Genomic DNA, 14,130 nt, shown 5'->3' on the forward strand with positions numbered 1-14,130 from the left:
GAATGGCTTTAGATCCACAGGCAAAATGGGTCCTTGATATTGCTGAAGAGAAGGGCATGCCCCCGCTTGATGAATTGACGCCGGCCGAGTCCAAAGCAGCCTACGAAGAGAGAGCATTGACCTTGACGTTCAAGGATGTGGATATCGGTAAGACGGTTGATGTCGATATTCCGGGACCGCTTGGCGATATACCGATCCGTATTTATCATCCGGTCGGTATGACGGCCCCGTTACCGGTTCTTGTCTATTATCATGGTGGTGGATGGGTCATTGGCAGCCGAAATACACATGATAGCCTGTGCCGGTTGATTGCCAATTCTGGCCCGTTTGTGGTCGTGTCCGTAGACTATCGGATGGGCCCGGAAGCTCCCTTCCCTGCCGCTGTTCAGGATTCTGTCGCCGCCTTCAACTGGACGGTCGATAATATCGCCAAGTACAACGGTGACCCAAATAAGATTGCCGTGGGCGGCGATAGCGCAGGCGGGAACCTTTCTGCCGTCGTTTCCTTGATGGCACGTGAAGCAAAAACCTATCTGCCTAAGTTCCAATGGCTGATCTATCCCGCGACCCAAATGGAAATGACAACGCCTTCCCATGAAAAATTTTCGGAAGGATATTTCCTGACACGGTCCCTGATGGAATATTTTCAGCGTCATTACCTGCAGCGGGAAGAAGATAAAAAGGATTGGCGCGCCTCCCCCATACTTGCCGACAGCCTTGCCGGACTACCACCAGCGCTTATTCAGACCGCCGGTTTTGATCCCCTGCAGGATGAGGCGATCGCCTATGCGAACCGCATGAACGAGGAGGGAAGCGAGGCCAGGCACACCCACTATGAAGGAATGCTCCATGGCTTCATCAATCTCGGCGGTGTTATTGACAAGGCTACGGATTGCGTCAATGAAGGTGTCGTCGCCCTCCGCGACGCCTTTTCAAGATAGCATTTCATTACCCGCACAAAAAAAGGGGCCAAATGGCCCCTTTTTCTATTTCACCGCGATGAACTTTAACGCCAACCAACGCGATCAAAAATCATAACCGCCTCGGCTTGCGCGTCCGCAACCTTATCCAGACCAACTTCATCCGCCTTGTATTCCCCCCAGCTTTCGACTGTTTCATCCAACTTTACGCCGGGCTTCACCGGAAACTCGTAGTTAGTGGAGGCATAGAATTCCTGTGCCTTGGTATCTGAGAGATATTCAATCAGCTTGATAGCCGCATCCTTGTTCTTCGCCGCTTTGGTAACAGCCGCGCCGGAAATATTGAAATGCGCACCACGTCCGTCCTGATTTGGCCAAAAGAGAGCGACCTTTTCTGTCGCCTCTATCTGTGTCGCATCATCGGAATTTTGCATTGCGCCGTAGTAATAGGTATTGGCGATAGCGATATCACATTCACCGGCAGCAACCGCTTTGATCTGATCCCGATCGCCACCTTGCGGTTTACGAGCGAGATTGTCCCTAATCCCTTGTGCCCATTTTTCCGCAGCTTCCACACCATCATGCACAACGATTGATGCGAGCAAGGACTGGTTATAGGCGTTGCTGGAAGACCGAACACAGATACGGCCCTTCCATTTTGGATCTGCCAGATCTTCATATGTCGAAAGCTCGGAAGGTTTTACCCGATCTTTCGAATAAAACAACACTCGGCTTCTTGCAGATAGTCCGTACCACTCCCCATTTGGATCGCGATAATGGGACGGAATATTAGCGTTTAACTTTTCCGATTCAATTGGTTGCAGAACACCCGCTTTCTCATGTGCTGCAATCCGGCTGATATCAACGGTTAGAACCGCATCAGCCGGGCTATTCATTCCCTCGGATTTTAGCCGTTCCAGCATGCCTGATTTAGCAAACACGACATTGACCTTGATACCTGTATCTTTCTCGAATTCATCGAGAATAGGCCGGATCAGGCTCTCCTGACGTGTAGAGTACAGATTTACCTCTTCGGAAAGTGCAGGCGTCGCGATAGACGTCAATGCGACAGCCGCCAAAGCAAGGGGCGCAGCAAATTTTAAGCGCATATTGGATCCTCTTTGATAATGCAAACTATTCTCAATTTATGCCGGTGTTTTAAACTGGATTTGATTGATTTGCAAGTCATTATGACTTTCATTATCATTGAAATCTGCATCACACAAAAAAACGGAGACGAAACCGCCTCCGTTTATCGAACCTTAAGTTCAAATCAGCTTTTGTGAACGAAAGACCACGCCCAGATTATCAAGCCACCTCTTTCAAGACAGTACGCAACGTATCAAAAATCTGGTCTATATGGCTCTTTTCAACAATCAGCGGCGGCGATAACGCAATGATGTCGCCTGTCGTGCGGATCATCAAACCTTTCTCATAACACTTAAGGAACGCTTCAAACGCGCGCGCCGTCGGCTTACCGGGAATTGGCTCCAGTTCAATAGCTCCAATCAAGCCAAGATTGCGCAGGTCAATGACATGTGGGACGTCTTTGAGCGAATGCAGGGCATCTTCCCAATACGGAGCAATTTCGTTTGCACGTTCAAAAAGCCCGTCTTCCTTGTAACAATCAAGCGTCGCGAGAGCGGCGGCCGCTGCAACTGGATGACCGGAATAGGTATAACCGTGGAAAAGCTCAATCATATTGTCCGGGCCGGTCATGAAGGCATCATAAATTCCCTTGGAACAAACAACACCTCCCATTGGAATTGTTCCGCTGGTCAGGCCTTTCGCCAATGTAACAAGGTCTGGCTTGACGCCGAAGAATTCTGTCGCAAAGGGTGAACCTAGCCGTCCAAAGCCCGTTATAACCTCATCGAAGATCAGCAGGATACCATGCTTGTCACAGATTTCCCGAAGCCGCTCAAGATACCCCTTAGGAGGCAGAATAACACCGGTGGAGCCTGCAACCGGCTCGACAATAACTGCGGCAATGGTGGACGCATCATGCAAGGTAACCAACCGCTCAAGCTCATCCGCAAGTTCCGCGCCATGCTCTGGCTGGCCTCGGGAGAACGCATTCTTTTCAGGCAGGTGTGTATGCGGAAGATGATCCACGCCGGCAAGCATTGTACCGAATGTCCGCCGGTTAGCGACAATTCCGCCTACGGATATACCGCCAAATCCAGTACCATGATATCCTCGCTCCCGCCCGATCAGGCGGGTCCGCGCCCCATCTCCCCGGGCCCGATGATACGCCAATGCGATTTTAAGGGCTGTATCCACAGACTCCGAACCGGAATTAGTAAAGAACATATGGTCGAGGCCGCTTGGGAACATCCCGGTCACGCGTGCGGCGAGTTCAAATATTTTTGGATGCCCCATCTGGAAGGCTGGCGCGTAGTCCATTTCTGCAATCTGCTGGCTGACCGCATTGACAATACGCGGATCTCCATGCCCCGCATTACAGCACCACAAGCCGGACGTACCATCCAGGATCGACTGGCCTTCGGCATTCTTATAATACATACCCTTTGCACTGACGAGCATACGTGGGTTCGACTTGAACTGCCGGTTCGCCGTAAAGGGCATCCAGAAGGCATCAAGGTTATTTGGACTTGTAGCAGCGGCATCAGACATTTTGTAACACTCCCGGAAAATAGGTTTCTCTCACCCTAAACCGAGCATTTATTTACACAAGTCAAAAAATAACCCCTTCGTTTCTGAGGTTTTTAGGTTCACATTATGATGTTTATGTTTAAAATTCTAAACATCATATCGAATCATTTCGGAGCTAAACATGGCAGAGTTTGATCTCGGCGCAAGGCTGAGAAGTTTGCGGGTGCAGCATGGCTTTTCACAGCGTGAACTCGCAAAACGGGCCGGCGTAACCAATGGAACTATTTCAATGATTGAGCAAAACCGGACAAGCCCGGCCGTGGGCTCCCTTAAGAAGGTACTGGATGGATTCCCGATCGGCCTGTCGGATTTCTTCGCCAATGATTTTTCGCCACGCTCCAAGATATTCTTTGATCGGCAAGAGCTAACCGAAATCTCGGACGGGAAAATATCCTACCGGCAAGTCGGGCGAGATTTGACCGGAAAAGCTTTACAGGTATTGCATGAGGTTTATGCGCCGGGCGCGGACACCGGCCGTAACATGCTTTCCCATCAGGGTGAGGAAGCTGGCGTTATCGTTAAGGGTAAATTAGAGGTGACCGTCGGCGCGGATAAAAAAATTCTGAAGGCGGGTGATGCCTATTATTTTGAAAGCCACCGTCCGCACCGCTTTCGTGCAGTTGGAGAGGAAGAGGTCGTTGTTGTAACAGCCTGTACTCCCCCAAGTTTCTAACTTCAAAGGGGTGTATCGACACCAACTGCATCTTTAATATTCGCAAAATTATCTTTACGCAGCATTTCCGCGAGTTCCTTCGCGATTTCCGCAGCAACATACGGCCCCTTATAAACCATGGCGGTATAGAGCTGCAGAAGAGAGGCCCCTGCCCGTATTCGCGTATATGCATCCTCTGCGTCTTGAATGCCACCGACACCGACAAGAGGAACGTTGCCCTGCGTTGCCTGATACATTTCCTTCAATACGCCAAGTGAGATATTTTTCAGTGGCTGGCCGCTCAAACCACCTGTTTCGGTTTGTTGCGGATCCTGGAGACTATTTGCGCGGGTGATTGTTGTATTGCTGATGATCAACCCATCGATGTCATGCTCAAGAACAGACGCTGCAATATCCGCCTTGTCCGTGTCTGTCAGGTCCGGAGCAATTTTGAGAAGGATGGGAAAGAATGCCTCTCCTGTATCAATCATGCTCTGGCGTTTTTCAACTACACGACCAAGTAGATCCTCAAGCTCTGCCCTTCCCTGGAGAGCCCGGAGACCTGGGGTATTTGGAGAAGAAATATTGACAGTAACATAGCTTGCGCGCGGCGCTAGCTTCTCCATCCCAATTACATAATCCGCGATCCGGTCCGTGCTGTCCTTGTTCGCGCCCAGATTGGCGCCGACAACGAGACCCATTGGCCGCTTATCAAAATTCCGCGCCGCTGTTTCCAGTCCCTGGTTATTAAAACCGAGTCGATTGATGACTGCCTCGTCCTGCGTAAGGCGGAATATTCGGGGCTTGGGATTGCCGGGTTGGGGCTTAGGCGTGATGCTTCCCGCTTCCACAAACCCGAAGCCTAGGCCAGAGAGTGCAGAAATTACCTCTGCATTCTTGTCATATCCAGCCGCAAGTCCAATAGGATTAAGGAAATGAAGCCCAAAAACCTCAGAGGAAAGAATTGGATCGAATATATTGTCGATGCGGGGGAGCATTCCGCTTTTCAAGGCCAGGAGCGACAGGTTATGCGCCTTCTCCGCGTCAAACATGAAAAGCAACGGTCGTGCAATGTCGTAGATACTCACCACTTCTTATTCCAGCTCTGGGAAAATATGCAGGTTGTCAGGACCGAGCGGCAGATCTGTCACGCTTTTGACCAACACAGGATCAAGCGGCCCATAAAGATGCGGAAACAAAATTCCACCGCGCGCCTTCTCCCATTTCAGGGCGCTTCCCAGAACATTTGCGTCAACTGATATCAGCACCAGATTACTAACGCCCATTCGATGCTTAGCCGCACTTCCAACAACTGTTTCTCGGCTCGAAAAATGTATAAAACCGTCCGCCTTATCAGCCGCGGTTCCTTCATAAGCACCAGATGAGACAGCTTCCTGCCAGTCAGCCTTATCCGCCATATGATAAATTATCGTCATGCGTCATTCTCTTTATCGAACATGCCGCATACCTACAGGATGACTAAACTTTTGAGAAGGAAAAACAAACATCTGTGATCGATGTTACCGGCGCAAAGCTTGCCTGTGCCAAGTATTATCTGATAGAGGTTTCAAATCATATGATTAAAATGGATGGCCCACGATGGCAGGTGTCTTTTTCTATAATGGTGATTGGTATGATGAAAGTCCGCGGGTAACCGGCCCGATGGATCACTCATTCTGGATGGCCTCAACTGTTTTTGATGGTGCACGGTCTTTTCAGGGCATGGCCCCGGACCTGGATAAACATTGCGCCCGACTGGCCCGCTCGGCAAAAGCCCTCGGGTTTGAACCAACCATGGAAACGGCAGAGGTGATTGACCTCTGCAAGCAGGCGGCACGGAAACTCCCCAAGGAATCGGAACTTTATATCCGCCCAATGTATTTCGCTCGTGGCGGATTTATCGACCCGGAACCGGATAGTGCGGAGTTTATTCTCGCTGTTTATGACAGCCCTATGCCAGATGCCAGCGGTTTTTCCGCTCATTTTGCGGCGGAAAGACGCCCCGCGCGGGACATGGCGCCGACAGATGCCAAGGCCTCCTGCCTTTATCCCAATTCAGGTCGTGCTATCGCGGCGGCGCGCAAGGCCGGATTTGACAACGCGATCCTGATGGACGCCAATGACAATGTTGCCGAATTTGCAACCTCGAACATCTGGACAGTAAAAGATGGCGTTGCCTTTACACCTGCTGCGACCGGCTGTTTCCTTGCCGGCATTACGCGGGAACGGGTTAAAATCCTGGCAAAGGCAGCGGGGATTGAAGTTCAGGAAACATTCATGTCACGCGATGACGTCATGAATGCGGATGAGATTTTCAACAGCGGTAATTTTGGCAAGATCATGCCTGTTACCCGAATTGAAGATCGCGAACTGCAGCCCGGACCCGTGGCCAAAAAACTGCGCAAGATGTATATGGATTTTGCCCGCGAAAGTCAGCTTTTCTAGGTGTAGGAGGGCAGATTACTCCGCCCCCAGATCCTCACCCGCCAATACGCGCTCAATTAGTATAATGGTTTCCTTGACGCCATAAAGGGCGATAAAGGATCCCATCCGTGGGCCCTGCGATTGTCCGAGCAGGGTTTCGTATAGCGCCTTGAACCAGTCCCGCAGGTTTTCAAATTCGTTATCATTGCCGACCTTGAATACCTCATTCTGGATATCCGACGCCTCTGCTCCGTCGGGCAGTTCCTTTAACAACGCAACAAGCTGCTCAAGCGCCCTGCGTTCCTTATCCGATGGCAGGCGATACTTTTTCGTCGGCTTGACGAAATCATGATAGTAAGCAATCGCATAACTGACGAGCTTGTCGAGTTCGGGGTTCGTCTCGGGCGTAGCACCATCCACATAGCGGGAGATAAAACCCCATAGGACCGAAGCCTCATGCGCATTCACAACTGCTGCCAGGTTCAGCAAAATACCAAATGTAATCGGTAGGCCTTCGCTCGGCGGATGGCCGGCATGGATATGCCAGACTGGATTTGCGAATTGCTGTTTCGCTTCCTGCGTCGGAAATTTATCCAGAAATGTGAAATATTCATCGACGGCTTTGGGGATTACATCAAAATGCAATCGTTTGGCCTTCTTGGGGTTCTGGTACATGTACAATGACAGGCTTTCCGGCGAGGCATATTTCAGCCATTCGTCGATCGTTATGCCGTTGCCCTTGGATTTGGATATTTTCTTCCCGTCCTGGTCAAGGAAAAGCTCGTAGTTAAATCCTTCAGGTGGGCGCTTGCCCATAATCCGGACAATCTTGCTTGAAAGTGTCACGCTGTCGATAAGGTCCTTACCTGCCATTTCATAATCAACATCCAGAGCATGCCAGCGCATCGCCCAGTCGACTTTCCATTGCAGCTTGCAATGCCCACCGGTAACGGAAACAGTCACATCTTCATCTGTTTCCAGATCCTTATAGGTGACAGTACCGGCTTCTTCGTCCCGTGCAATTATTGGCACTTGCAGAACAACACCTGTGCGAGGACAAACAGGGAGAAAGGGTGAATATGTCGCGCGCCTTTCTGGCCCCAGTGTTGGCAGGATCACGTTGATTATGGCGTCGTAATGCTTCAGGACCAGCAGCAAGCTCTCATCAAACTGGCCTGATTTATAGCATTCGGTTGAGGAACGGAATTCATAGTCAAACCCGAACTGATCAAGAAAGACTTGCAGGCGAGCATTATTATGCTCTCCAAAACTGTTATGCGTCCCGAACGGGTCCGGTACCTGCGTCAGCGGTTTGTTAAGGTTAGCTGCCAGCAGTTCCTGGTTGGGAACATTGTCAGGTACTTTACGAAGCCCATCCATATCATCAGAAAAGGCGATCAATCGAGTTGGGATGTCAGACAAAATGGTAAAGGCATGACGCACCATGGAGGTTCTTGCCACCTCCCCAAAAGTGCCAATATGAGGAAGTCCGGACGGCCCGTAACCTGTCTCAAACAGGACGTAGCCTTTTTCAGGCGCGTTCTTTGCGTAGCGATCCACGAGTTTTTTTGCCTCGACAAAAGCCCAGGAGTTGCTGGATAGTGCAATTTCCGCGTCCGATGACATTATAATCCTCATTGGAAGAATGGATGAGTAGAAAGCGCGGAATGTAAGCGCACAATAGGATGGCGTCAACGATCGCAAGACAATTTTGCGCGCAACTGGGAAAAATGACAGAAAAAAGCAACAACAGCCTGAATACTGGAGAGATCAAATTACCTGACACGCCTGTTCTGGTGCTCGGCGGTAATGGCGGATACTGGCTGACGTCAGACGGTGAAATTAGCCAAACCAGCTTTGAGGAAGCCGCAATCAGGGTTGTCAAACAACCTCCCTTACTCGTCCACCGCCTTAACATTGCGCGGCGTCTGGGCATCCACCCTTTTCCAGCATTCGACCTTCTGGAACTATTCGCCTTTGCCTTTCCTGCACAACAATGCCTGCCCACGGTCCGCGGGGTTGCACAGGCGCTGAATCTGGAAGCCACGCCAGACACAGAAGGGCAGACCCTCCTATTGTTTGACGCCGCACATTCTATTTTAAGGTATTTAACCAGTTTAAGTGATAAAAAAAGAATGGAAGCTTCGGTTATTGCCATGACGATGGGGCAAGCTGGGTGGAACTGGGCTCCCGCTGTTCTTGCTGCACTTGGTCACCCTGGAAGTCGCGACCGTTTCGGTGGACTTGACGCTTGGCGTAATCTGGCCGAATGGGCTGACTATGCACCAGAGCCTCCCCCTGATGATATTGCCGTCAGCGAAATCGAAGCCCGGGAAAGATTGAAGGAAATGTTAGGGAGTAAGTCTGAGACCAGGCCCCAGCAGGCGGACTTCAGCGCGCTCACTTCCCATGCCTTTACTCCCCGTGATCAGGCGGAGGCTCCTAAGCTCGTTCTTGCCGAGGCAGGCACTGGCACCGGCAAAACTCTCGGATATATCGCCCCGGCGAGCCTTTGGGCAGAAAAGAATGGCGCAGCGGTCTGGATTTCGACCTATACGAAAAACCTCCAGCGACAGATCGATGATGAACTGAACCGTCTCTACCAAAATCCAGAGGAAAAAGCGGAAAAAGCAGTCATTCGAAAAGGCAGGGAAAACTATCTTTGCCTTCTCAATTTTGAAGAAGCATTACAAGGCGGCGCCGCTGCACGGTCAGAGCAGATCGTGCTTGGCCTCGTCGCGAGATGGATATCTGCAACACGTGATGGCGATATGGTCGGGGGCGATTTTCCAAGCTGGCTGCCGGGACTAGAGGGCCGATCCCGCATAATGAAACTTGCCGACCGTCGGGGTGAATGTATCTATTCCGCCTGCCCCCATTATCGAAAATGCTTTATCGAGAAATCGAGCCGTAAGGCGCGAAAGGCAGATATTGTCATCGCCAACCATGCATTGGTCATGATTAATGGCGCGACGCGACCTGACGACCCTAACCTTCCCAAACGCTATGTATTTGACGAAGGGCACCATCTGTTTGACGCCGCGGATAGCGCCTTCTCCGCCCATCTAACAGGACTGGAAACAGCCGAGCTCCGTCGTTGGATTGCGGGTAGTGATGCGGGTCGAAAAAGCAGGATGCGCGGTTTGGAAAACCGTATCGGAGATCTCATTGGAGATGACGAAAAGGGAGCTGAAGCCCTGCAAAAGGCAATGCGGGCGGCTCGCAAGCTACCTACTGAAGGCTGGCTTACTCGTGTGCGTGATGGCGCTCCAAACGGGCCGATGGAAGAATTTCTGAGCCTTATTCGCAGTCAGGTTCTCGCAAGATGTCATCAACCGGACAGCCCCTACTCAATCGAATGCACAATTGGTGACATCCTACCGGAACTGGCCAAAGCTGCCGATAAACTGGATAAGGCTCTGGCCGGTCTTGCGGCACCAATGACGACACTTGGTAAAATCCTTCTCGTTCGCCTGGATGAGGAGGCGGAAGAGCTGGATAGCGCGACCAGACACCGTATAGACGCTGCCGTACAGGGCATTACACGGCGTGTCACCATGAACGTTGCGCCATGGCGCACAATGCTAAAAGAACTGGAAAGCCTCACCCCAGATGGATTTGTTGACTGGTTTGCGATTGAGCGTATTGGCGGCCGTGAAATCGATCTTGGTTACTACAGAAGCTATGTTGATCCAACTGTGCCTTTTGCAGAGACCATACTGAAAAAGGCACATGGCGCAGTGATCACATCTGCAACATTGCGCGACAATCATGATGGAGAAGATAGTTGGCAGGCGGCAGATATGCGTACTGGCGCCCATAATATGGTTCTCCCGCCAATGCGGTCGCATTTTGCCTCCCCCTTTGATTTCGCAGAGCAAACCCGGGTCATTGTCGTCACGGATGTCCGGCGAGATCATATGAAAGAAGTTTCCGCCGCCTACAGGGAATTATTCCTGGCCAGCGGTGGCGGGGCTCTTGGTCTTTTTACTGCTATCTGGCGGTTACGAGCGGTACATGAAAATATAAAAGGACCACTCGCCGCCGCCGGCTTTGATCTCTATGCCCAGCATCAGGATGCATTGGACACATCAACCCTGGTCGATATTTTCCGGGAAGAAGAAAACTCGATCCTGCTCGGCACCGATGCGGTCCGTGATGGCGTAGATGTACCTGGTCGAGCCTTGCGCCTTCTTGTTTTCGATCGTCTCCCCTGGCCTCGTCCCGATATCAAACACAAGGCCCGAAAGAAAGCCTTCGGCGGCAGTAAATATGACGATAAACTGACCCGCCTCAAATTAAAGCAGGCCTATGGTCGGCTATTGCGGCGGGAAAATGATTTTGGCGTTTTCGTGATGCTCGACAGCATGATGCCGTCCCGCCTGGCATCCGCCTTTCCGCCTGAAGTTGAAATTCAAAGGCTGGGATTGAAAGATGCTATTGCGCTAACCCGGAATTTTATCTCTGAAAAAGAACAGGGATTAAAGAAAATATCATTGGATAATAAGGATTGAACCTCATATTCTGTGGGTAATTGTTTTATTTTAGACCGGAGATACAGTCGTATGACGACGCTTAACCTTCACACTGCCCTTATTTCGACCATGGTAATTGTATCCGCAGCAGATCGCGAAATGACGGATCGGGAATTATTTACAATTGGTGGAATAGTGCGCACGCTTCCTGTATTTGCGGACTATGAAGAAGACCACCTTCCCGATGATGCGGCAACCTGCGTGGACATGCTGAATGGGGACCAGAAGCTGGAGGAGATTGTTGGTAAGATCCGGGCTGTTCTGCCTAAAAAGATCTATGACACAGCTTATGCCCTCGCCTGTGACGTTGCCGTTTCTGATGGACAGTTGAGCCAGGAAGAACTCCGAATGCTCGAAATGCTGCGTCACGGCCTTGATATTGACCGCCTTACCGCCGCCGCCATTGAGCGTGGTTCAGCTGTCCGGTACGCACGCGTCTAAACCAACAAACATTTGCCAAATGATCGCCATCCGATAATAATCACCTTTAACTAATAAAGGGGATTATAATTATGGCTAGTCTAACAGGGGTTTCCGTCGGGTTTCTGGGTCTTGGCGATGTCGGTCGTCCAGTATTGCGCCGGTTAAAGGCGTGCGGTGCGAATGTTCATGCAACGAGTCGCTCTCCGGCATTGCGTTACAAAATGGCGCGTGATGCTGTTAATATATACAAAGCGCCAAATGAAGTGAATGACCAGGTTAAGGATGGCATCATATTCCTGTTGTTATCCAAACAGGCACTAATTGATGCGTTTCTGAATGGACCGGACGGCTTGCTCTCCAATTTGGCAAGCGGTGCCTTGGTGGTTGACCTTGGCCAAACCTCCCCGGATGCGACCCAGAATTATGCGAAGTTAGTTGAGGAAAAAGGAGCTCATTGGCTGGATGCGCCCGCGATTGGCAGCGAGCAGGACGCAACAGACGGTCGGCTCAGCATCCGCGTCGGCGGCCGTGAGGAGGATCTGGATCGTGCCCTTCCGCTTTTGAAGGAAATTGCCCGCGATATAAAACATATGGGTGGTGTGGGCGCCGGACAGATGGCGGCGCCAACGAGTTAGACCTTCCGGTCTAGGAAAGGATTAGTGCTCTCACGGCTCTTCACTTTTTCGCCATGTCGATGATTTGCATGGTTATTTCAACCTGCACACCCTATTTTGTCAGAAGATTGCAGGAGATTCTGACAGACTTATGCTTGATTATATCGCGAGCCATGAACCAATAATCCGATTGAGCTTTTTTCTCGGGACGCTTGGCACAATTGGTCTATGGCAGGTTTTCGCGCCGAAACGCCCGCCCAGCGTATCGACGCTATGGCGATGGCTGAATAATTTCGGCGTCACCTTTCTGAACACACTTCTTTTGCGGGTGTTGTTCCCCATCCTTGCCGTGGGACTGGCCGCCACAGCCGCAGATAATGGCTGGGGCATCCTCAACCTTTTGGACTTGCCAATCGCCCTATCCATTGTGATTGCCGTTATCTTCCAGGACCTCGTTATTTACTGGCAGCATGTAATCTTTCATCGCTTTAGCTTTCTCTGGCGTTTTCATAAAATGCATCACGCGGATGTTGATTATGATGTTTCCACAGGTGCCCGCTTCCATCCGGTAGAGATTTGTCTCTCTATGCTCATCAAGCTACTGGTGGTCTTGTTGCTGGGGCCTCCGGTGGTCTCGGTAATCATATTCGAGATCCTGTTAAGTTCAGTGGCCATGTTCAACCACGCCAATGCAGGATTACCGGAAGGAATTGATAGAATTGCACGAAAATTTATTGTCACACCGGACATGCACCGCGTTCACCATTCGGTGATACGGGACGAACATAACAGCAATTATGGTTTTAACCTGCCCTGGTGGGATTATATTTTCGGGACATATAAACCCCAACCCTCCGCTGGTCATGACAAGATGACCATCGGCCTCCAGGAATATCAGCAGCACCGGAAACAAAGCATTTTCTGGATGCTGAGGCTTCCATTTGGTGAGAGATAACCGGCGTCAAGTGATGCAGCGCAAATCCTTCTTATCGACAGTGAAGTCTTCAAATTTTCGCCAAAGCCTAAGAAATTCTCTCAGATTGTGCTCTACTTCCTTGCTGGCGTCGCTATAAACCCTCGCGTTAAACCGTAATGTCTCCGCAAAATAATCTGCGCGCACTGCCGCGCTTAACTGACCAAGTATGATCATTCCTTCCTTAACATCATTTATATGGCCAAGATAATCCTGCATCTGAACCAGAAAATCATATCCTTCATCAATTTTCTCTTTGCGAAACAGTGATGAGAAAAACCGTAGATGATAGCGGGAACGCTTTATATATTTGCGTAGATCATGCAGTTCATTGGCGGATAGGTTTTCCACATCTGCCCCTCGATTCAACAGCTCAATCCCCGCCTCTTCTATTGCGTTGAGAGAGAAAGGCGCAATTGGGCCTGTCATGATTTTACGCCCCGAACGGCCCAGCTTCGCCAACCAGTTCCCCTGCAACCATTCATCGAAAGATTTGGATAGCCTCTCAAAATGCCCGCCTGATATTTCATGAATAATGATGTCATATTCTTCGGCACGGAATTCCTCACCTAGCCGCAGAAGCTCTTTGGACACATTCCTGAAATCCTTGGTCTTTATATCGGGCATGAGAATACTATCCAGGAAAACGTCCATATTCCGGGCATCCCCAAGCAAATTTCCGAAGTAGCGATATTCCCGGTTAAATTTTGTGCGGGTATCCTTTGGGATAATCGAACGGAAGATATGAAGCGCAACGCGCATACGGCGCACTCCAATACGGATCTGCATCAATGCCGTCGGGTCCCCTTCTTCCTTAAACTGGCGAAAATTTTCTGTCAGGTGAAAGGCGCAACCGCGAAAAATAGCCTTCGCTGCAGTCTCAACATCCATACTTCCCTTTAGATCTATATCG

Annotated in this window: 13 protein-coding genes; 7 read left to right on the plus strand and 6 right to left on the minus strand. The window is 50.5% G+C overall.

The window, feature by feature from the left end; genetic code table 11:
- The first annotated feature begins 2 nt into the window (after positions 1–2).
- The gene (locus GQE98_RS00345; protein WP_161313566.1) at positions 3–941 is read left to right on the plus strand and encodes an alpha/beta hydrolase; all 939 of its coding nucleotides are present in this window, start codon (positions 3–5) and stop codon (positions 939–941) included.
- Between the two features lie 65 nt (positions 942–1,006).
- On the opposite strand, the gene GQE98_RS00350 is transcribed toward GQE98_RS00345, so the two are convergent.
- On the minus strand, positions 1,007–2,029 hold the full coding sequence (locus GQE98_RS00350) for a Fe(3+) ABC transporter substrate-binding protein (protein ID WP_161313567.1): 1,023 nt from the start codon (positions 2,027–2,029) through the stop codon (positions 1,007–1,009).
- A gap of 199 nt (positions 2,030–2,228) precedes the next feature.
- Positions 2,229–3,557, minus strand: coding sequence for an omega-aminotransferase AptA (gene aptA, locus GQE98_RS00355; protein ID WP_161313568.1), 1,329 nt, complete (start codon positions 3,555–3,557; stop codon positions 2,229–2,231).
- Between the two features lie 160 nt (positions 3,558–3,717).
- Between aptA and GQE98_RS00360 the strand changes: the two genes are divergently transcribed.
- Positions 3,718–4,269: a cupin domain-containing protein gene (locus tag GQE98_RS00360; RefSeq protein ID WP_161313569.1), complete on the plus strand. Its 552-nt coding sequence runs from the start codon at positions 3,718–3,720 to the stop codon at positions 4,267–4,269.
- 2 nt (positions 4,270–4,271) lie between these two features.
- Here the strand turns inward: GQE98_RS00360 and GQE98_RS00365 are convergent, their stop codons facing one another.
- Both GQE98_RS00365 and GQE98_RS00370 read right to left on the minus strand, forming a co-directional pair.
- Positions 4,272–5,336 carry a quinone-dependent dihydroorotate dehydrogenase gene (locus GQE98_RS00365; protein ID WP_202526006.1) on the minus strand — a complete coding sequence of 355 codons (1,065 nt, stop codon included), beginning with the start codon at positions 5,334–5,336 and terminating at the stop codon, positions 4,272–4,274.
- Positions 5,337–5,342: 6 nt separating this feature from the next.
- The gene (locus GQE98_RS00370; RefSeq protein WP_161313571.1) at positions 5,343–5,684 is read right to left on the minus strand and encodes a DUF952 domain-containing protein; all 342 of its coding nucleotides are present in this window, start codon (positions 5,682–5,684) and stop codon (positions 5,343–5,345) included.
- A gap of 163 nt (positions 5,685–5,847) precedes the next feature.
- On the opposite strand from GQE98_RS00370, the gene GQE98_RS00375 reads away from it, so the two are divergent.
- Complete coding sequence (locus GQE98_RS00375; RefSeq protein WP_161313572.1) at positions 5,848–6,693, plus strand: branched-chain amino acid aminotransferase; 846 nt, start codon at positions 5,848–5,850, stop codon at positions 6,691–6,693.
- Positions 6,694–6,708: 15 nt separating this feature from the next.
- Here GQE98_RS00375 and GQE98_RS00380 read toward each other — a convergent pair whose 3' ends face one another.
- Positions 6,709–8,298: a lysine--tRNA ligase gene (locus GQE98_RS00380; RefSeq protein ID WP_161313573.1), complete on the minus strand. Its 1,590-nt coding sequence runs from the start codon at positions 8,296–8,298 to the stop codon at positions 6,709–6,711.
- Positions 8,299–8,402: 104 nt separating this feature from the next.
- Here GQE98_RS00380 and GQE98_RS00385 point away from each other — a divergent pair, with 104 nt between their 5' ends.
- From GQE98_RS00385 to GQE98_RS00400, 4 genes are all read left to right on the plus strand, one after another.
- On the plus strand, positions 8,403–11,186 hold the full coding sequence (locus tag GQE98_RS00385) for an ATP-dependent DNA helicase (RefSeq protein ID WP_161313574.1): 2,784 nt from the start codon (positions 8,403–8,405) through the stop codon (positions 11,184–11,186).
- Positions 11,187–11,237: 51 nt separating this feature from the next.
- Positions 11,238–11,648, plus strand: a complete 411-nt coding sequence (locus GQE98_RS00390) for a tellurite resistance TerB family protein (protein WP_161313575.1) — start codon at positions 11,238–11,240, stop codon at positions 11,646–11,648.
- 71 nt (positions 11,649–11,719) lie between these two features.
- Positions 11,720–12,265, plus strand: coding sequence for an NAD(P)-binding domain-containing protein (locus GQE98_RS00395; RefSeq protein WP_161313576.1), 546 nt, complete (start codon positions 11,720–11,722; stop codon positions 12,263–12,265).
- Positions 12,266–12,395: 130 nt separating this feature from the next.
- Positions 12,396–13,199: a sterol desaturase family protein gene (locus tag GQE98_RS00400; protein WP_161313577.1), complete on the plus strand. Its 804-nt coding sequence runs from the start codon at positions 12,396–12,398 to the stop codon at positions 13,197–13,199.
- 6 nt (positions 13,200–13,205) lie between these two features.
- On the opposite strand, the gene GQE98_RS00405 is transcribed toward GQE98_RS00400, so the two are convergent.
- A complete protein-coding gene (locus GQE98_RS00405; protein ID WP_161313578.1) occupies positions 13,206–14,108 on the minus strand; it encodes a CHAD domain-containing protein in 903 nt (300 codons plus the stop codon).
- Positions 14,109–14,130 lie beyond the last annotated feature (22 nt).

The organism is Sneathiella litorea, from assembly GCF_009882915.1.
GTDB classification, from domain to species: domain Bacteria; phylum Pseudomonadota; class Alphaproteobacteria; order Sneathiellales; family Sneathiellaceae; genus Sneathiella; species Sneathiella litorea.